This window comes from Azospirillum brasilense, assembly GCF_008365405.1.
Lineage (GTDB): Bacteria > Pseudomonadota > Alphaproteobacteria > Azospirillales > Azospirillaceae > Azospirillum > Azospirillum brasilense_D.
In genome coordinates this window covers 62,935-82,241 of sequence record NZ_QOKV01000017.1, presented here as the reverse complement: position 1 = coordinate 82,241, position 19,307 = coordinate 62,935, and the positions used below count along the sequence as shown (strand labels likewise).

Sequence of the window (19,307 nt, the reverse complement as noted above, 5' to 3'; positions counted from 1 at the left end):
GAAAGGGAGGTCCGTATGCCCGTGCCGAAAGAGGCTGCCGAAGCCGCCCGTGACCGTTATCTGGCGATCCTCAGCGGGTACCCCGGTATGACCCGCGCCGAAGTCACGAAGCTGTCCGACGACTACGCCATCGCGGTCAATTTCGCGTCGGGCATCCCCGACGATCTTCCAAAGGATCTGGATGGCGTGCCGGTGATCGCACGCACCCAGTGACGCTGACCCGGTAACCCGCAAACGAAACGCCCGGTCCAAGCCATGGACCGGGCGTTCTGCATGTCCGGCGCTTACGCCGGGTTGGAGGGGGTGGTGGCGTCGGCGCGTTCGGCCGGTCCCTTGTTCATCGCCATCGCCATCATCTGGCTCGCCTGCGCGGTGCAGGTCGCGGCCAGCGTGCGCACCGTCTGGCCGCCTTCGACGAGAAGCCGGCTGAGCATCGGGCCGGGCGCCTCGAAGGTGCCGATGAAGACCCGCTCCTCCTCCCCCTTGCCGGCGAAGCCGCGCTTGAACAGGTGGACGCCGGGGTTGGCCTGGGCGTTGACGCCGTGCAGGTCGTAGCGCTTCCCGCCGCTGGCCTTCACCCATTGCATGGCCTTCCAGTGGACGAGGAAGGCGGCGTTCAGCGGCAGTCCGGCCTCCGCGGTGGCCGAATTCTGCATCAGCGCCGTGTCGCCGAGCAGCGACACCACCACGCCGGCCACCGGCTCGCCGTTGTGGGAGGCCATCACGGCGTGCATCTTCATGCCGTCCGGCAGGGAGCGGTGAACCTTCGTCAGGGTGCGGCTGTCGAAGGCGCGGAAGCCCTTGCGGCGCTGCGTCTGGATGAACAGGTCGTCGATGGCGTCGAGGATCTCCGGCGAGGAGCCCTCGACGATCTCCAGCCCTGCCCCTTCGGCCTTGGCGAGGCCGCGGCGCCAGTGGCGGGACAGGTCCTTGTGGATCGTCGCCTCGTCGCGGGTCAGGTCCATGATGAAGGTGCGGTAAGGGGCCTTGGCGTCGCTGTGCCGCATCCCCAGCGCCTCCATGGCGGACAGCGCACGGGCGCCCTCCCCTGCCCCGTCCTCGACGCGCGGCAGGACGCGCAGGAACAGCCCGCGTCGGACGCTGTATTCGGCCTTCATCGCCTCCATGATCGCCAGGAAGTCGGCCGGATCGGCTGGGCGGCCCTTGGGGCGCCACAGCGGCCCCCACATGACCAGCGCGATGCCGCCGATGCCCGGCACCCGGCGGACGAGAAGCTGCGCTGCGGCCACCGGCTGGCCGTCCCGGCGCAGCACGATGTGGCTGAGGTCGCGGTTGGGATGGGCGATGCGTCCGAAATCCCAAGTCTGGAAGATGTTGGCGTCGTCGAAGCCGCTCATGACGGCGTACCAACCGCCGCGGTCCATACGGTCGATCTCGACAGCCGGTGAAGCGTCCAGGCAATCGCCCCCAAATGCGTCGGTGTGAATCTGGCGTTTCCCCAGCGAAGTCACGTCGAACCTCTCGCGTGGTTGGTCGAATGGGCACAATCGGAGCGGACGTGGAACCCCGCCCGTCCCGCTTCCCTGGCCGGAGGCCAGGGCCGTCGCATCGTCAAAGGTCGAAGCTCCGCGGAAGGTCTTAGGCGGATCTCGCGCGGCCTACGGTCTTTGCGATCGTCCACAAACAATAGGGGGCGCACGGGAAAATCACAGAAACCCTGATGGGTTCGCGCAAAATCCCGCTGGATTATTCTCTGTGGCTAAGCGCTTTTTCTGGGGATTGTATGGGCTAAGCCCGTATCGACGGTTATGTTGCGGCGCAATACGCCCAATTCGACGCCTGAAGGCGGTTCCCGGATCTCTGCCTGTTCAGAACATGGTCAGTTGGATGATGCCGTCCGCGCGGGCGTGGCGTTCCGCCGCGTTGGCGGCGGCGTCCTGGGCGCCCTCCTGCGACTGGGCGATCCCAACGGCGATGCGTTCCCCGGCGACCGACACGGTCCAGGTCCAGCGTCCATCGGTCCGCCACGACACGGCCAGTTCGCAGCCATGCGCCTGACACACCAGTTGCCGCACCGACCAGTTCGCCGCCATTCGCGCAACCCCATTGCCCCGGTGCCGCCTCCGGCCCCGCAGGACCAGTTATGCACCGGAGAGGCCATGTTCCGCCAGTGCCGGCTGCTCCGGATCTCGGGTAGACACCCATTGCGGGGGTTGGGACGACTTGATAGCTTCCCAGACGACTCCGGCAAATGTGGCGACGAGGGGGCAATGACCGGCGACGATTTGAAGCTGCTGCGCGAGAAGCGCGGCCTCACCCAGACGCAGATGGCCGCGTTCGTGAACGAACTGACCGGCCGCCGCTACGACAAGCAGCGGCTCAGCAAGTGGGAGACGGGGCGCGAGCCCCTGCCCCGCGACGTGCTGGGTCGTCTGCTGCTGCTGTCCCTGGAGCAGCCGGCGACCGAGGCGCCGCGGGCCGGCACGACCATCGCCGTCGGTTTGCAGAAAGGCGGCACGGCCAAGACGGCGACCTCGATCAACGTCGCCTTCATGCTGGCCCGGTCGGGGAACCGCGTGCTGCTGGTGGACGCCGATCCGCAGGGTAACGCCACGGTGCATGTCGGCGTGCCGCAGACCGACGTGGTGGCGCTGACGGAGCAGGGCAGGGTGCTCTACCACGCGCTGATGGGCAAGGCGAAGCTGGCCGAGGTTATCCGCCCGACCAGCGTGGAAGGGCTGGACGTCGTGCCGTCGAGCATCGCGCTCGCCAGCGCCGACACCGAGCTGCCCGGCAACCTGACCAACGCCCAGACCGCCATGGCGGAGATGCTGGACGCGGTGCGGGGCGATTACGATTTCATCCTGATCGACTGCGCGCCGAACCTGGGGGCGGTCACCATCAACGCGCTGACCGCGGCGGACTTTGTGCTGATCCCCTGCCAGGCGGAGCCGCACGCTATCCTGGGCGTGAACGCCTTCCTGGACACGGTGACGAAGATCCAGCGGCGGCTGAACCCGAACCTGCGGATTCTGGGCGTGCTGCCGACCATGCTAAATCCCCGCCAGACCCAGGACCGCTCCTCGCTGGAGGACATCGGCCGGCTGTGGGGAGAGGATTACCGGGTCTTCCCGCCGGTGCCGCGCGCGACGATCTACGCGCAGGCCGCCGGGGCCAACGTCATCACGCTGGACGCCGACATCGGCGCGCCGGGCGTGGAAAGCTATGCCGCCATCGCCGGTGCCCTTTTGAAGGCCACCGGACGCATCCGGGAGTCGTCCGATGCCGCCTAAGAAGCTGACTCGCCAGACCGCCGCCACCGTCCTGCAAGCAAAGAGCACCGCCCCGGCCCCGGAGACCGACCGGCTGTTCGGGTTGACCGGCGCCCTGCCCCGGCTGATCGAGGCCGACGTCGCCGCTATCCGCACCGATCCCAACCAGCCACGCACCGTCTTCGACGAGACGGCACTCGCCTCGCTCGCCGCCTCCATCGAGCGGCATGGGCTTCAGCAGCCGGTGCTGGTGCAGGAGACCGCGGAGAAGGGCGTCTACCGCCTCGTGGCCGGCGAACGCCGCCTGCGCGCCCACCAGATGCTCGGCCGTCCGACCATCGCCGCCATCATCACCAAGGGCAAGGCGGAGGAGATCGCGCTGATCGAGAACGTCCAGCGCGTGGACCTGGACGCCATCGATCTGGCCCGCGGCCTGAGCCAGCTCATCGACAGCCACGGCTACGCCCAGGCGGAGGTCGCCGCGGTGCTCGGCTGTTCGGAGGCCGAGGTGTCGAAGCGGCTGAAGGTGCTGGACCTGCCGACCGACATCCTCCGCGAGTACCGGGAGAACCCCGACGCGGTGTCCCGTTCCGCCCTGGTCGAGCTGGCCTTCGTCGGCGACGAAGGGGAGGTGCGGCGGCTGTGGCAGTCGGCGCGCACCGGCGGGCTGACGGTGCAGTCGGTGCGCGCGGCGCGGGCGTCCAAGGCGCCGGGAACGGCGGAGCCGATGCGCGTGCTGGGCCGCTCGATCAACCGCATCGAGAAGGAGCTGAAGGCCATCGACGCGGTCAGCAACGCGATGCAGAAGGAGCATCGAGAGCTGTTGCGGGACCTGCGGATGCGCATTGACGATCTGCTGGGGGAGTGAAAGGTTTCGAAATCGAAAGCGTCTTTTGGTTGTGTAGTTTTGAATAATATACAATCAGAGAGTGCTTTCGAAGTCGAAACGCGAGATGCTCCTGAGCACTCCTTTTGGAGAGTTCTGCCCCCACCCCAACCCTCCCCCGCTTCGCGGGAGAGGGTGCCTTCTGCGGAGCGGCGGCAGTCCCCTCCACCTCGCAGAGGGGGAGGGTTGGGGAGGGGGCAGAACTCCAGCCGTTTTCATAAAGAAGAAGGGGGAGCCGGCGTCATCACCGGCTCCCCCCTTTTCATGACAGACTCACCGCGTGAACGGTGCTGTGCCCCGCCTTACACGGCCTGCTGCGGGCGCATGTCCGACGGGTCGATGCCGGCGACCGCGACCGGCTTCTTCATGGCGTCGCGGCGGAAGGGCTCGCCCAGCTCTTGGTTCAGGACGACCTCGACGAAGGTGGTGATGCCGCGCCCCTGGTCCTCGATGGCTTGGCGCAGGGCCGCCGTGACCTCGTCCTGGGTGCGCGCGGTGACGCCCTTGAGGCCGCAACCCTCGGCCACCTTGGCGTAGCTGAGCTTGGGGTTCAGTTCCGTGCCGACGAAGTTGTTGTCGTACCACAGCGTCGTGTTGCGCTTCTCCGCCCCCCACTGGAAGTTCCGGAAGATCACCATGGTGACCGCCGGCCATCCCTCGCGCCCGATGGAGGACATCTCGTTCATCGAGATGCCGAAGGCGCCGTCGCCGGCGAAGCCGACCACCGGTGTGCTGGGGCAGCCGATCTTCGCGCCGACGATCGACGGGAAGCCGTAGCCGCAGGGGCCGAACATGCCCGGCGCCAGATACTTCCGCCCCTCCTCGAAGGTGGGGTAGGCGTTGCCGATGGCGCAGTTGTTGCCGATGTCGGTGGACAGGATGGCGTCGGCGGGCAGGGCGGCCTGGATGGCCCGCCACGCCTGACGCGGCGACATGCGGTCGGACTCGCGCTCGCGCGCCTCGGCGTTCCAGCTCGTTCCGGGATCGTCCTCCTCATGGTCGAGCGAGGACAGGAGCTGAAGCCACGCCGACTTGGTCTGGTGGATCAGCGCCCGGCGCTCCAGTCGGCCCGCGTCCCCGGCGCCGGGGGCGAGCTGCGCCAGGATCTGCTGGGCCACCTGTTTGGCGTCTCCGCAGATGCCGACCGAGACCTTTTTGGTCAGGCCGATGCGGTCGGGGTTGATGTCCACCTGGATGATCTGCGCGCCCTTCGGCCAGTAGTCGATGCCGTAGCCGGGCAGGGTGGAGAAGGGGTTGAGCCGCGTGCCGAGCGCCAGCACGACGTCGGCCTTGGCGATCAGCTCCATCGCCGCTTTCGACCCGTTGTAGCCGAGCGGCCCGACCGACAGCGGGTGGCTGCCGGGGAAGGCGTCGTTGTGCTGGTAGCCGCAGCAGACCGGCGCGTCCAGCCGCTCCGCCAGCGCGATGCTGTCCGGGATTGCCCCGCCGATCACCACCCCGGCGCCGTTGAGGATGACCGGGAACTTCGCCTCCGACAGCAGGCGCGCCGCCTCGGCGATGGCCTGGCGTCCGCCGGCCGAGCGCTCCAGCCGGACGATCTGCGGCAGTTCGACGTCGATCACCTGGGTCCAGTAATCGCGCGGCACGTTGATCTGCGCCGGGGCGCAGCCGCGCCACGCCTTCTCGATGACGCGGTTCAGAACCTCGGCCATGCGGCTGGGGTCGCGCACCTCCTCCTGGTAGCAGACCATTTCCCGGAACATGGCCATCTGCTCGACCTCCTGGAAACCGCCCTGGCCGATGGTCTTGTTGGCGGCCTGCGGTGTCACCAGCAGCATTGGCGTGTGGTTCCAGTAGGCGGTCTTGATCGAGGTGACGAAGCCGGTCACACCGGGTCCGTTCTGGGCGATGGCCATGGCCATCTCGCCGGTGACGCGGCTGTAGCCGTCGCAGATCAGCGCGGCGTTGGTCTCGTGCGCGCAGTCCCAGAACCGGATGCCGGCCTTGGGGAAGAGGTCGGAGACCGGCATCATGGCCGATCCGATGATCCCGAAGGCGTGCCGGATGCCGTGCATCTGAAGGACCTTCACGAACGCTTCCTCGGTGGTCATTTTCATGGTGCGCATCCTCGTTTCATGGATGGGATGAAGGGGAAGGGCAGGGCGGTCAGCCGGCGATCACGCGCGGCATGGCCCGCTCGCTGGGGCCGGGACAAATGGCGGGCCGGTGCACGGCGATCAGGGGGGCGTAGCCGTCGTCCCCCTCCGGCATCGGCATGGCGAACCAGCGGTAATGGCGTCCGCTCCAGACGAGCAGCCCTTGGCTCAAGCCGTGGCCGTCCACCGCGAAGCGGTCGATCAGGCCTCCGGCGAGGCCGGCGGGCAAAGGCTCGTAGACAATAGCCGGACCGGAGCGGAAGCCCACGCGGGGGCAGGAGGGCGAGCCGCAGATGTAGAGGCTCCAGGCGTCCATCGCTTTGGCGCGGGTCATCAGGAGGGCCAGGGCGGGACCGTGATCGGCGTGGTCTTGCGGCATGTCTGCTCCTTTCCCGATTGAGGGGTGAAGAGGCGGGTTCAGGCTTCCCCGGCGCCGTAGAAAAGGGTCACAGTGTGTTTCGCCTCGGCGAAGAAGAGCCAGCGCTCGGCGATCACCCCCAGCGCGGCGGCGACGGCGGCCAGCAGCGCCAGCGTGCCGGACAAGGCGCCGGGGCCGGCGACCAGCGCGCCGAGGCTCAGTGCCGCCGGCAGGGCGAAGGCGGCGAGGCGGGTGATGAGGCGCAGGCGGACGGCGTGACGGCGCCCGACGCGGAAGCCCATTTCCTTGAGCAGGTAGTTGTCCTCGCTGTGCGGGGCGTCGAGCAGGCGGACCCGCCCGATGTGACCCAATCCAGTTGCCGTCTCCGCCGTGCTGACGGGGCGGGCGGTGGCGCAATGCCGCCAATGCCCCTCCTTGGCCGCCCAGGCCAGCCCCACCGACGCCAGCGCCAGCAGGGAGGACCAGCCCGCCGCCTGTCCCGCCGCGCCGAGCAGCGCGTTCAGCAGCAGCGCCCCGGTCATCAGCGACAGCGCCAAGTACGCGCGCGGCACCCAGGGGTTGGCCCACTGGCGGATCGGCTTCAGCGAGGCGTAGATCATCGCCGTGCAGTAGACGGTGACCGCCGCCATCACCGCGGTGATCCAGCCGGCGACGCCCGCCACGCCACTGCCGCTTCCATCGTTGCCGGCCGTCAGGACGATCCAGGCGATGGCGAAGACGCCCGCCGGCAGGAAGGTGGCGACCGCCGCCACGCCTTCACGCGACAGCCAGGAACTGCGCCATTGCGACAGCGCCCGCCACGCCCGCTCCGGCCGGCCGAGATGGGCCAGCGAGGAGAGCAGCCCGGCCACCACCAGCCCCAGAGCGAGGGCGAGGGCGGCGAGGCCGAACAGCGGGCTCGCCGGCAGCAGGCCGAAGGGCGCCAGCAGGCCGAGCAGGGCGAGCAGGCCGTAGCCGGCGCCCGCGGCACTCGTGAAGAAGATGATGGAGAAGGCCGGATGCATGGGATTCCCTCCCTCAGCGCGCCAGGATGCGGTCGGCCCATTTCAGCAGGCCGTGGAGCGGCAGATCGTCGTTGGCGCTGTCCTTGGTGACACGCTCGTCGAGCGCCAGGGTGGGGCGGGGCCGGGGCGGCAGGTACTTGTTGGTTGGTTCGTAACCAAGCTCCGGCATGAGGTCGTAGCCGCCGCGCTCCGCCACCAGCTTCGAGACGGCGGAGGAGGGGTCGGCGAGGTCGCCGAAATGCCGAGCGGAGGTCGGGCAGACCATGACGCAGGCCGGCACCCGCTCCGCTTCCGCCAGCGTGTCGTTGTGGATGCGGTCGATGCACAGCGTGCATTTCTTCATCACGCCGACGTCCTGGTCGAACTCCCGCGCGCCGTAGGGGCAAGCCCAGGAGCACAGCTTGCAGCCGATGCACAAATCCTCGTTGACCAGCACGATGCCATCCTCGGCGCGCTTGTAGGAGGCGCCGGTCGGGCAGACGGTCACGCAGGCGGGCTGTTCGCAATGCAGGCAGGAGCGCGGGAAGTTGGTGGTGCGCGATCCGCAGCCGCCCTGTTCGGTTCCGGCCTCGAAGCTGTGGATGCGGTTGAACCACACCCCGTCCGGCCCGGCGCCGTAGGCGTCGTAATCGGTCAGCGGCGCCATGTGGCCGCCGTCGTTCCATTGCTTGCAGGCGACCGCGCAGGCGTGGCAGCCGACGCAGGTGTCGAGATCGATGACCAGCCCCAGCCGGGGGGCGCCGGGTTCGCGGTTGGGCAGGCTCGTCATGACCGGACTCCCCGCGACGTGGGTCGAAAGACGCCGCCGGTCCGCAGGATGGCGGGTGGCGGCTCGACGCCCGGCGGCATGGCCTGGGCGGGGAAGCGCGGCATGGTCTCGGCCCGCTCCTTCGGCGGGGCCTTCTCGACGCGGACGCGCAGGTCGTACCAAGCGGCCTGTCCGGTCACCGGGTCGGCGTTGGCGTGGCGGTAGCCGTTGCGCTCCGGCAGCAGTTCGGAGATCAGGTGGTTGAGCAGGAAGCCCTTGGTCCCCTCCGGGGCGTCGGTGGACAGGTTCCAAGCGCCGGAGCGCTTGCCAATGGCGTTCCAGGTCCACACCGTTCCGGCCTCCACCCCGTCCATCAACTGGACCGGCACCCGGATGCGCCCGGTCGGGCTGGTCACCCAGGCCCAGTCGCCGTCGGCGAGGCCGAGCGCCTCCGCGGTGGACCGCGCGATGTAGAGGCTGTTGCGCGCCAGGATCTGCCGCAGCCAGGCGTTCTGCGAGCCCCAGGAATGGTACATGGGCATCGGGCGCTGGGTGACGGCGTGCAGCGGGAAGGCGCCCTCGTCCAGCCCTTCCTCCTCCAGCGGCGGGTACCAGAAGGGCAGGGGGTCGAAGTAGGTCTCCACCCGCTGCCGCTTGTCGGCGGGCGGCACCACCGCGCCGTGCCCGCGCGCGGCGAGGCGGAATTTCTGGAGCGGCTCGACGTAGAGCTGGAGGATCACCGGCTCCGGCTTGTCGAGGAAGCCCATGCGGGTGGCGGTTTCCAGATAGGCCTGGTTGGCGTGCTTGAAATAGTGCTGCTCCGGCGGCAGCTCGAAATGCCAGAAGCAGCCGTTGCGGACGTAGCGGTCGAGCTGGTCCGCGTTGGGCGCGCCCTTGCCGGCGTCCTTCCCGTCGGCGCCGCGCCAGCCGGCCAGCGGGCCGATGCCGGGCTTGCGCTCGTGGTTGGTCATGTAGTCGGGATAGCCGCCGGGGTAGCGCGGGCTGCCGTCCTCCCGGACGAAGGCGGGCAGGCCGAGCCGGGCGCCCAGCTCGATCAGCACGTCCTGGAAGGGCCGCACGTCGCGGTCGGGGGTCAGCACCGGCTGGCGGATGGAATCGCCGGGGCCGTGCGCGCTGCCGATCGGACGGTCGAGCAGGGAGATGCAGTCCCACCGCTCCAGGTAGGTGGTGTCGGCCAGCACGAGGTCGGCGTAGGCCACCATCTCCGAGGCGTAGGCGTCGCAATAGACGATGAAGGGGATGCGGTACTCGCCGCTGTCCGGGTCCTTGTCGGACAGCATCCGCATCGTCTCGGATGTGTTCATCGACGAGTTCCAGGCCATGTTGGCCATGTACATGAACAGCGTGTCGATGCGGTACGGGTCACCCTCCCAGGCGTTGGCGACCACCATGTGCATCAGCCCGTGCACCGACAGCGGCGCGTCCCAGCTGAAGGCCTTGTCGATGCGCAGCGGCTCCCCGTTCTCGCCGACCAGCAGGTCCTCCGGCCCCATCGGGTAGCCGAGCGGCATCCCGTGGATGGCCTTGCCGGGGCCGGTCTCGCCGCGCTTTCCGGCGGGCTTGGGGCCCGGCGGGGCGGGGCGGGGGTAGGGCGACTTGTAGCGCCAGCCGCCCGGCACGTCGATGGTGCCCAGCAGGATTTGCAGGATGTGGATCGCCCGGCAGGTGTGGAAGCCGTTGGAATGGGCGGAGATGCCGCGCATGGCGTGCATGGCGATGGGCCGCCCGACCATCCGCTCGTGGCGCCGCCCCGCCCAGTCGGTCCAGGGCTGCTCGATGGTCAGCGTCTCCTGGAAGGCGAGATGGGCCATCTCGGCGGCGATGCGGCGGATGGTGTCGGCGGGGACTCCGCAGCGCTCCGCCACCGCCTCCGGCGCGTGCTGCGGGTCGAGGTAGCGTTCGGCCAGCAGATGGAAGGAGGGCACGGCCCGCCGCCCGTCCGGCAGGGTGACGGCGCCGACCAGCGCCGGGCGGATATCGGCGGCGGTGGCCGGAACGGCGCGCTGCTCCACCGCGTCCCAGGCCAGCGGGGCGCCGTCGGCGTCGCGGGCGAACAGGCCGTCGTCGGCGGCGCCGGGGTCCTGGATGACCAGCCAGGGGGCGTTGGTGTAGCGGACCAGATACTCGGCGTCGATGCGGTCGGCGCGCAGCAGCTCGTGGATCAGGGCGAAGACGAACAGACCGTCGCTGCCCGGCCGGATGCCGACCCATTCGTCGGCGATGGCGGAATAGCCGGTCTTGATCGGGTTGACGGAGACGATCTTGGCGCCGCGCGCCTTCATCTTCGACAGGCCGATCTTGATCGGGTTGCTGTCATGGTCCTCGGCCACCCCGAACAGCAGCAGGTAGCGGGTGTGGTCCCAGTCCGGCTCCCCGAACTCCCAGAAGCTGCCGCCCAGCGTGTACATGCCCGCCGCGGCCATGTTGACCGAGCAGAAGCCGCCGTGTGCCGCGAAATTGGGCGTGCCGAACTGTGCCGCCCAGAATCCGGTCAGCGACTGGCTCTGGTCGCGCCCGGTGAAGAAGGCGAGCTTGCTGGGGTCGCTGTCGCGGATCTTGCCCAGACGCTCGGTCAGGATGGTCAGCGCCTCGTCCCACTCGATCTCGCGGAATTCGCCGGTGCCGCGCTCCCCGGTGCGCAGCAGGGGCTTGCGCAGCTTGGCCGGGGAGTTCTGGGTCATGATGCCGGCGGAGCCCTTGGCGCAGATCACGCCGTGATTCACCGGATGGTCCTTGTTCCCCTCGATGAAGCGGAGCTGGCCGTCCTTGATGTGCACTTTGATGCCGCAGCGGCAGGCGCACATGTAGCAGGTGGTGTATTTGACCGTGTCGGAGACGGTCGGCGAGGGGTCGAGATCCTCGCGCGGCGACTGGTAGCGGTCGAGCCAGCCGCGCGCGTCCTCGGGCGCCGCCGGCCCGGTGCTTCGCTGGAACCCCCGGCCCTGGGTGAAGGCGAACCCGCGCGCACGCTGGCCGCCGACGTCGTCGATCTTCGCCATCCTGATCCGTTCCTTCCGGTATGCCTCCCCCGTCCCCTTCGGGCGGGGGGCTTGCAGCCTTCACGCATCCTTGGTCGGCTGTTCGTCGTCCTTTTTTCCCGTCATTCCCGCGAAGGCGGGAATCCAGCCCGTTCAAGGGCTTGTCCGAGGAGCTTCCTGGACCCCCGCTTTCGCGGGGGTGACGATTGGAAAGGTGACGTTTGTTGAGGTGCGGCTGCGCGGTCAGTCCGCGAGCCGCTGCGCGCCCGACCGTTTCGCGGCCTCGGCCATCAGCGCGTCGAGGGCCGCCGGCAGGTCGCCGGGCACGTCCACCACGACGGCCCCGGCGCGTTCCAGCGCGCCGCGCTTGGAGGCGTAGCTGCCGCGGTTGCCGGTCACGATGGCGCCGGCGTGGCCCATCTTCTTGCCCGGCGGGGAGGCGCGGCCGGCGATGAAGGAGACGACGGGCTTGTCCGTCTTCGCCACCAGCTCCGCCGCCTCCTCCTCCATGCTGCCGCCGATCTCGCCGACGAGCGCGATGGCGTCGGTGCCCGGATCGTCGATCAGGGCGGCCAGCGCGTCCTTGGTCGTGGTGCCGATCATCGGGTCGCCGCCGATGCCGAGGAAGGCCGACTGGCCATGGCCGCCGCGCACGAGGTTCAGGCAGACCAGCGTGCCCAGGCTGCCGCTGCGCGAGATGACGCCGACCCGGCCCGGCTGGAAGACGCGCGGGTTGAAGGCGGGCATGATGCCGACGAAGCCCTCGCCCGGCGTCACGATGCCGGCGGTGTTCGGCCCGATGATGCGGGTGCCGTGCTCCGCCGCCGCCGCGTGCATCTCCATCACGTCGTGCGACGGGATGTGCTCGGTCAGGCAGACGACGGTCTTCGCCCCGGCCTCGATGGCGTCGATGGCGGCGGCCTTGGCGGCGGCGGGCGGGATGAACATCACCGACACGTCGAAGCCGCCGTTCGCCATGGCCTCCTTCGCGGTGGCGAAGATGGGCACGCCGCAATGGCTCTGCCCGGCCTTCTTCGGGTTCACGCCGCCGACCACGGTGGTGCCGTAGGCCTGCATCTGCTCGGTCCAGAAGGTGCCCTGCTTGCCGGTGATGCCCTGCACCAGGACCCGGTCGCTCTTGCGTACGATCATCGCGCGGCCTCCACGGCTGCCGAGATGGCGTCTTCCATCCGGTCGTAGGGTTCGATCCCCAACTCCTCCCGCACCATGCGCACGGCCTCGTCCTCGCCGGTGCCGTGGATGGAGAAGAAGACGGGGACGGTGGGGTTCAGCGTCTTCCAGGCCTGGATCACGCCGCCGGCCATCACGTCGGTGCGGGCGAAGGCGCCGCAGAAATTGACGACCAGGCTTTTGACGCCGGGGTTGGACAGCACGAGGTCCAGCGCCTCCGTCCCCTTGGTGTAGGCTTCGCCGCCGATCTCCAGGAAGTTGGACGGGCGCCCGCCGGCGTGGCTGACCACGTCCATGGTCGTCATGGTCAGCCCGGCGCCGTTCGCCAGGACGCCGACATTGCCCTCCAGCTCGATGTATTTGAGGTCGAGCGCCCGCCCGCGCTCCTCCAGCGCCGACAGCGGCTCCTTGGCGCCCAGTTCGGCGATGTCGGTCTGCCGGTAAAGGGCTGCGTCGTCCACCGTCAGCTTGCAGTCCAGCGGCACGACGCGGCCGTCGGCGAGCAGGGCCAGCGGGTTGATTTCCAGAAGCTCGGCGTCGTGCTGGCGGTAGACGCGGTAGAGATCGACCAGCATCGCCGCCACCGGCACCGCGGCCTCGCCGAGATCCAGCCCCAGCAGCAGGCGGCGAGCGTCCGCTGGGCCGAAGCCCTTGCGGATGTCCACCGCCATGCGGCGCAGGGATTCGGGGCGGGTCGCCGCGACCTCCTCGATGTCCATGCCGCCCTCGGTGGAGAACAGCACCAGCGGGCTGCGGCTGGCCGGGTCGTTCAGCACCGCGGCGTAGAATTCGCGGGCGATGGCCGCCTGCTCCTCGACCAGGACGCGGGCGACCGGGAAGCCGCCGATCTCCATGCCCAGGATGGCCTGCGCGGATGCGGCGGCCTCCTGCGGCGTGGCGGCCAGCTTGACGCCGCCCGACTTGCCGCGCTTGCCGGTCGGCACCTGCGCCTTGACCACCACCCGCCCGATGGCGCGGGCGGCCGCTTCGGCCTCCTGCGCGCTGGCGCAGAGGCGTCCCTGCGGAACGCTCACCCCGGCGCGGGCGAGAACGGATTTTCCGGCATGTTCTTCGAAATTCATCGTCGCCTCCGTCAGCGTCCGTGGCGGGACCAGAAGGGGCCGAACAGGGCCTCTTCGCTCGGCTTGTCCTCCGGGATCGGGCGGACGAGGTGGGTGATGTTGACGAAGTGCTTCCAGCTCAGGTTTTCGGAGATGGAGTTCTTCTGCCAGCTCCCGCAGCCCATGGAGAGGGTGAAGTTCAGCCCGCTGTCGAAGCCGCCGCCGTTGCCGAAGGTGTGGGCGAAGTTGACCAGCACGCGCACCACGTCCAGCTCGTCGGCCAGCCGTTTGGCGTGCGCCTCGTCCCGCGTGTGGATGCCGCAGGAATGGCCGCGCCCCTGGTGGTCGAGGATCCGGCGCACCTGATCGACCGCCGCGTCGAAGTCCGGCACCCGGTAGACCGCCAGCACCAGCGACAGCTTCTCGCCGGAGAAGGGATGCGCCTTGCCGACGCCGGTCTCTTCGACCAGGAAGAAGCGGGCCTCGCTCGCCTTGGGCGACAGCTCGAACGCCTCGGCGAGGATGGCGGCGTCCTTGGCGATCAGCTTGCGGTTCAGCTTGCCGTTCTCCCACAGGCGGGACTGCACGCGCTCCCGCTCCTCCGCGGTGCAGAGGTAGGCGCCGGCTTCCTCCAGCGCCGCGATGGTCGCGTCGTAGACGGAGTCGAGGACGACGAGCGCGTTCTCCGACGAGCAGGAGGTGGAGTTGTCGAAGGTCTTGGAAGCGCAGATCTTGCGCGCCGCCTCGGCCAGATCGGCGCTCTCGTCCACGATGACCGGGACGTTGCCCGCCCCGACGCCGATGGCCGGGGTGCCGCTGGAGTAGGCGCGGCGCACGTTGTCCTGGGAACCGGTGACGACGACCAGATCGACCGCCTCCATCAGCGCCTGGGTCAGGCCCTTGGTGATGGGGGTGGGGATCATCTGCACCAGATCCTCCGGCGCGCCGATGCGCGCCAGCTCGGCCCGCATCACTTCGACCGTGCGGCCGGTGGCGGCGGAGCCCATGGGGGAGGGGGCGATGATGATGGCGTTGCGGCCCTTCACGGCCATCATCGCCTTGTTGACCGGGGTGGCCGCCGGGTTGGTGGAGGGGGTGACGGCGCCGACGACGCCCAGCGGCTTGGCGATCTTCACGATGCCCTTGGCGGTGTCCTCCTCGATCACGCCGACGGTGCGCACCCGCATCAGGTCGCGCAACGTACCGAAGGTCTTGCGCTGGTTCTTGGTGATCTTGTCCGCGACGTTGCCGAGACCGGTGTCGGCCACCGCCAGTTCCGCCAGGGCGCGGGCGCGGCCCGGCTCGTAGATGGACCAGGCGAGTGCGGCGACGGCGTCGTCCACCTGCTCCTGCGTTGCGTCGGCGAAGGCGCGCTGGGCGGCGCGGGCGCGGGCGACGAGGGCGGCGATAGCCTCCTGGTCGGCGCTGGCCGGCGTTCGGTCGAGCATGATGTTGTCCATTGTGCTTGTCTCTCTCCCTGAAGGTTCGTTCATTGATTCGGACGGTCAGGCTTTGAGCACCCGCTGCGGCGGCTCCTCATCAGGCTGGTTCTTCGGCGGACGGCGGAGCAGCGGCTTGCCCGACGGCCACATCGACCAGATGAGGAAGGCGGCGGCCAGGGCCAGGATCGTGCCGCTGATCGGGCGGGTGAAGAAGACCGCCATGTTGCCGTCGTAGTTGGCGAGCGAGGTGAGGAAGTAGCGCTCGCACAGCGGCCCCAGAATCACGCCGACCACCAGCGGGGCCGGCGGGAAGCCGGTGCGCTTCATGACGTAGCCGGCGATGCCAAAGGCGAGGCAGACATAGACGTCGAACAGGTTGTTGCGCACGCCGTAGGCGCCGACGACGCTCAGCACGATGATGAAGGCGCCGAGGATGGCCGGCGGCACGCGCATCAGCGTGGAGAAGACCCGCGCCACGCCCATCGCCGCGACGATCATCAGCAGGTTGGCGATCAGCATGCTGGCGAAGATCGTGTAGACCAGCGAGGCGTTCGAGGTGAAGAGGAGCGGGCCGGGGTTCAACCCGTGGATCAGCATGGCGGCCAGCATGATCGCCGTGGCGGCGCTGCCGGGAATGCCCAGAGTCAGCAGCGGGATCATCGCGGTGCCGGTGGTGGCGTTCTTGGCCGCCTCCGGGGCCGCCAGCCCCTCCTCCACGCCGGTGCCGAAGCGGTCGCCCTTGCCGCAGGCCTGCTTCTCCACGCTGTAGGCGATGACCGCCCCCACCGTGGCGCCGGCGCCGGGGATGACGCCGATGGTGCAGCCGAGGCCGGTGCCGCGCAGGATGGAGGATTTCACCCGCCAGAGGTCCGCCAGACCGACCTGCTTGCCGGGCTTCGTGGCGATGGAACGCGCGCCGCCGGCCCGCTTGCAGATCAGGTCCACCACCTCGCCGATGGCGAAGAGGCCGATCATCACGACGGTGAAGTTGATGCCGCTCTCCAGATCGGGGACCCCCAGCGTCAGCCGGGGCATGCCGTACATCGGATCGACGCCGACTGTCCCGATCAGCAGGCCGAGGAACATCGAGACGGCGCTCATCAGCGGGGCGTCCTTGGCGATCGCGATGACGCTGACGAGGCCCAGGATGGTGGCCGCGAAGAACTCCGGCTGGTCGAACTTCAGCGCGAAGCTGGCGAAGGGCGGGGCGCCGAAGGTCAGCAGAAGGGCGCTGGCCAGCCCGCCGAAGGCCGAGGCGGTGATGGCGATGCTCAGCGCCCGCGAGGACAGGCCCTTGCGCGTCATCGGGTAGCCGTCCCAGCAGCTCGGCAGCGAGGCCGGCGTGCCGGGGATGTTGATGAGGATCGAGGAGATCGAGCCGCCGAACACGCCACCCACATAGATGCCGCCGAGGAACGACATCGCCGTGACCGGCGGCAGCAGATAGGTGAAGGGCAGGGCGATGGCCATGGCGTTGACGAAGGAGATGCCCGGCAGCGCGCCGGCCACCACCCCGATCATCAGGCCCGCCACGAGGAGGACGAAGTTGTACGGATCGAGGGCGCCGGCGAAGCCACCGGCCAGATTGGCGAGGATATCCATGGGACGATCCTTCCGGTGGCCGGCTCAGTAGATGCCGAGCAGGCGGTAGAGCGCGACGGTGAAGTCGTCGAAGACGCCGTGGCCGCGGCTCAGCGGCATCTGGGCGAGCAGGACGAAGACGTAGAGCAGCACGACGCAGCCGATGCCGGTGACCAGCGCCAGGGTGAGCGGGCGCCGGATGCCGCCGATGACGCACCACAGGGCGACGAAGGCGAGGGTGGCGACCGGAAAGCCGAGCTGCGGCAGGGCGATGCCGTACAGGATCACCAGCCCCAGTCCGATCATCGCCCGCCCATTGGCGTAGCCTTCGTATTCCTCGTCGACCGGTTTCTGCTGGTGGGCCGCGCGCCGCAGCGCCAGGAGTTCCTTGACGATCCAGATCAGGGCGCACAGCCCGACCGCGCCCAGCATCAGCCGGGGCCAACCCGTCGGACCCACCGGGTCCGGCAGGCCGGCGATCATGGTGCTGTCGCGCACGATGTGTTGCGAGAGAAGAAGCGACCCGAGGAGCAGGGCCGCGGGCGTCGCCAGCCGGCGAAGACCGTGGGACAGGGGAGTCACGGTTCCCTCCCTGAGAAGCGATGAAACGGGTGGGGCGAGGTCGGAACCGGGGGCGGACTTAGCCCGGTGTCTGGCCGACGGTCTTGGTCGCGAAGCGGTCCAGATAGCCCTTCACCGTCTCGTAGAAGGCCTTGACCTCCTCCTTGGCCTGGTCCGGCGTCACCACCGTGTCGACGCAGGTGTAGGTGTCCGCGCAGAAGGTCTTCCATTCCGGGCTCGCCAGCACCTTGGAGGCGGCCTCGTGGAGCTTCTGCACGCGCTCGGGCGGCGTGTTCGCGGGCACGGCCAGCGTGCGGAAGTTCGGCAGGTCGCCGATGTCCAGACCCAGCTCCGCCGAGGACGGCACGTCGGGGAAGGAGGGGTGGCGCTGCTTGTCGAAGACGACGATGGGCCGCAGGTCGCCGGACTTCAGGAACTGGGCGACGTCGCCCGGCTCCTCGTAGATCGCGTCGGTGTGGCCGCCGATGGGCGAAGCGTAGCGTTCCGACGGGCGGGCGAAGGGGACGTTGGTCACCGGCACGCCCTGGGTGCCCAGATATTTCAGCGTGATGTCGTCCTGCGTGCCGTAACCGGAGGTGGCGACGCGCAGCTTGCCGGGGTTGTCCTTGGCGTGGGCGGCGAACTCCTGGTAGGTCTTGAAGGGGCTGTTCTTCGAGACGTAGAGCATCGAGGGCGAGTTCTGCATCATCGCCACATAGACGAAATTGTCCGGCTTCGCCGTGCCCAGGCCCGACGCCCAGGAGGAGACGGACAGGGCGATCAGCGTGCCGACCGTGTAGCCGTCGGCCGGGTTGGTCAGGACCCGCGTCAGGCCGGCGTTGCCCGACGCCCCGGACACGTTGACGACGGGCATGGCGACGTGGAGATGCGGTTCGGCGAGGCGGGCGAACTGGCGCGCCATCAGGTCGGCGCCGCCGCCGGCCCCGAAGGTCGCGATGACCTCGATGGGGCGCGACGGGTAGTCGTCGGCGCGGGCGGCGCCGGATGACAGGACGGGTGTCAGCAGCGCGGCCACCGCCGCGGTGAGCGTCAAGGCGTTGCGAAGCATTTGCGTTCCCTCCCAGGATTTGTTTTTTGACGTCAGGCGTGCAGGCCGGGTGCGGCGCCTCCCTTGGCTGCGGTGGTGGGGTAGGGCGCGCCCGGGGTGGCAGAGCGGCGGCGCCCGGCGACGATCTGGGCGATGGCGGCGGCGGCGATGCGGGCCGCCGGCGGGTCGGCGCGCGAGGTGAGGACGATCGGCACCGCAGCGCCGAGCACGATGCCCGCGGCGACCGCGTCCAGGAAATGCACCAGCGCCTTGAACAGGGCGTTGCCGGTCTCGATGTTCGGCACCACCAGGATGTCGGCGGCCCCGGCGCAGGGGTGGGTCAGGTTCTTGATCCGCGCCGCCTCGGCGGACACCGCGAGGTCGAGCGCCAGCGGCCCGAACACCGTAGCACCCGGCACCTCCTGCTGGCACAGGCGGGTCAGCCGGTCGGCGTCCATGCTGGAGGGCACGCGCTCGGTCACTTCCTCGGTGCAGGAGAGCAGCGCCACGCGCGGGTCATTGCCGCCGACCAGCCGCCACAGCTCCACGGCGTTGCGGATGATGTCCAGTTGGGTCGTCAGGGACGGCGCCACGTTGATCGCCGCGTCGGTGATGACCAACTCGCGGCCCGAACCGGGCAGCGTCATGTGGAAGGCGTGGGTGAAGCGGCGTCCGGTGCGCAGCCCGCTCTTCGGGTCGAGGGCGGCCAGCATCAGCGTGTCGGTGTGGATGTGCCCCTTCATCAGCGCGCCGACGTCGCCGGAGCGGGCGAGCGCCACCGCGATCCGTGCCGCCGCCGCGTCGTCCCTGGCCGGAACCACGCAGGCGCCGTGGAGCGTCCAGCCGATGCGGCGGGCGCTGTCGGCGATGGCCGCCGGATCGCCGACCAGCACCGGCTCGATGAGGCCGAGGGCGGTGGCGCGCCGCGCGCTTTCCAGCGCGACCGGCGAGCCCGCGGCGACCACCGCCGTGGGAACCGGCTCCAGGGCGGCGCTGCGCGCCATCAGCCGGGCCGGGCATCCGGCGGCGGTCGTCTCAAGCGTCCTTGCCATGGCGT

At 69.5% G+C, this 19,307-nt stretch carries 17 protein-coding genes; 3 read left to right on the top strand and 14 right to left on the bottom strand.

All coding sequences use genetic code 11. From position 1 onward, the window contains the following. Positions 1–15: 15 nt before the first annotated feature. Positions 16–213 (top strand): hypothetical protein, encoded by a 198-nt coding sequence (locus tag DS837_RS22755; RefSeq protein WP_035683083.1) that lies wholly within the window; start codon positions 16–18, stop codon positions 211–213. 71 nt (positions 214–284) lie between these two features. Here DS837_RS22755 and DS837_RS22750 read toward each other — a convergent pair whose 3' ends face one another. Together DS837_RS22750 and DS837_RS22745 are read right to left on the bottom strand one after the other, a co-directional pair. Next, positions 285–1,385, bottom strand: coding sequence for a lipid II:glycine glycyltransferase FemX (locus DS837_RS22750; RefSeq protein WP_247890080.1), 1,101 nt, complete (start codon positions 1,383–1,385; stop codon positions 285–287). Positions 1,386–1,829: 444 nt separating this feature from the next. Beyond that, a complete protein-coding gene (locus DS837_RS22745; protein ID WP_014200230.1) occupies positions 1,830–2,054 on the bottom strand; it encodes a hypothetical protein in 225 nt (74 codons plus the stop codon). Positions 2,055–2,231: 177 nt separating this feature from the next. Here DS837_RS22745 and DS837_RS22740 point away from each other — a divergent pair, with 177 nt between their 5' ends. Further along, positions 2,232–3,254 (top strand): AAA family ATPase, encoded by a 1,023-nt coding sequence (locus tag DS837_RS22740; protein ID WP_149166826.1) that lies wholly within the window; start codon positions 2,232–2,234, stop codon positions 3,252–3,254. Then, positions 3,244–4,101, top strand: coding sequence for a ParB/RepB/Spo0J family partition protein (locus tag DS837_RS22735; RefSeq protein WP_149166825.1), 858 nt, complete (start codon positions 3,244–3,246; stop codon positions 4,099–4,101). The genes DS837_RS22740 and DS837_RS22735 overlap by 11 nt, the downstream gene beginning before the upstream one ends. Positions 4,102–4,421: 320 nt before the next feature. Here the strand turns inward: DS837_RS22735 and xsc are convergent, their stop codons facing one another. The 12 genes from xsc to DS837_RS22675 all read right to left on the bottom strand — a co-directional run bounded on the left by xsc (position 4,422) and on the right by DS837_RS22675 (position 19,302). Then, positions 4,422–6,197 (bottom strand): sulfoacetaldehyde acetyltransferase, encoded by a 1,776-nt coding sequence (gene xsc, locus DS837_RS22730; RefSeq protein ID WP_149166824.1) that lies wholly within the window; start codon positions 6,195–6,197, stop codon positions 4,422–4,424. A gap of 49 nt (positions 6,198–6,246) precedes the next feature. Next, positions 6,247–6,615 (bottom strand): hypothetical protein, encoded by a 369-nt coding sequence (locus DS837_RS22725; RefSeq protein WP_149166823.1) that lies wholly within the window; start codon positions 6,613–6,615, stop codon positions 6,247–6,249. A 38-nt stretch (positions 6,616–6,653) separates the two neighbouring features. Then, a complete protein-coding gene (locus tag DS837_RS22720) occupies positions 6,654–7,619 on the bottom strand; it encodes a dimethyl sulfoxide reductase anchor subunit family protein (protein ID WP_149166822.1) in 966 nt (321 codons plus the stop codon). A gap of 13 nt (positions 7,620–7,632) precedes the next feature. After that, positions 7,633–8,388, bottom strand: coding sequence for a 4Fe-4S dicluster domain-containing protein (locus DS837_RS22715; protein ID WP_149166821.1), 756 nt, complete (start codon positions 8,386–8,388; stop codon positions 7,633–7,635). Next, a complete protein-coding gene (locus DS837_RS22710; protein ID WP_149166820.1) occupies positions 8,385–11,387 on the bottom strand; it encodes a molybdopterin oxidoreductase family protein in 3,003 nt (1,000 codons plus the stop codon). The genes DS837_RS22715 and DS837_RS22710 overlap by 4 nt, the downstream gene beginning before the upstream one ends. Positions 11,388–11,609: 222 nt before the next feature. Next, on the bottom strand, positions 11,610–12,518 hold the full coding sequence (locus DS837_RS22705; protein ID WP_149166819.1) for a succinate--CoA ligase subunit alpha: 909 nt from the start codon (positions 12,516–12,518) through the stop codon (positions 11,610–11,612). Beyond that, positions 12,515–13,639: an ADP-forming succinate--CoA ligase subunit beta gene (sucC, locus tag DS837_RS22700; protein ID WP_149166818.1), complete on the bottom strand. Its 1,125-nt coding sequence runs from the start codon at positions 13,637–13,639 to the stop codon at positions 12,515–12,517. Before sucC ends, DS837_RS22705 begins: the two co-directional genes overlap by 4 nt. Positions 13,640–13,650: 11 nt before the next feature. Beyond that, entirely contained in the window at positions 13,651–15,066 is a 1,416-nt protein-coding gene (gene sauS / locus DS837_RS22695) for an acylating sulfoacetaldehyde dehydrogenase (protein WP_247890079.1), read from the bottom strand. A gap of 57 nt (positions 15,067–15,123) precedes the next feature. Next, positions 15,124–16,662 (bottom strand): tripartite tricarboxylate transporter permease, encoded by a 1,539-nt coding sequence (locus tag DS837_RS22690; RefSeq protein ID WP_149166816.1) that lies wholly within the window; start codon positions 16,660–16,662, stop codon positions 15,124–15,126. Between the two features lie 24 nt (positions 16,663–16,686). Beyond that, on the bottom strand, positions 16,687–17,223 hold the full coding sequence (locus DS837_RS22685; RefSeq protein ID WP_149166815.1) for a tripartite tricarboxylate transporter TctB family protein: 537 nt from the start codon (positions 17,221–17,223) through the stop codon (positions 16,687–16,689). Between the two features lie 58 nt (positions 17,224–17,281). Continuing rightward, positions 17,282–18,271, bottom strand: a complete 990-nt coding sequence (locus tag DS837_RS22680; RefSeq protein ID WP_149166814.1) for a Bug family tripartite tricarboxylate transporter substrate binding protein — start codon at positions 18,269–18,271, stop codon at positions 17,282–17,284. Positions 18,272–18,303: 32 nt separating this feature from the next. Then, positions 18,304–19,302: a bifunctional enoyl-CoA hydratase/phosphate acetyltransferase gene (locus tag DS837_RS22675; protein WP_149166813.1), complete on the bottom strand. Its 999-nt coding sequence runs from the start codon at positions 19,300–19,302 to the stop codon at positions 18,304–18,306. Positions 19,303–19,307 lie beyond the last annotated feature (5 nt).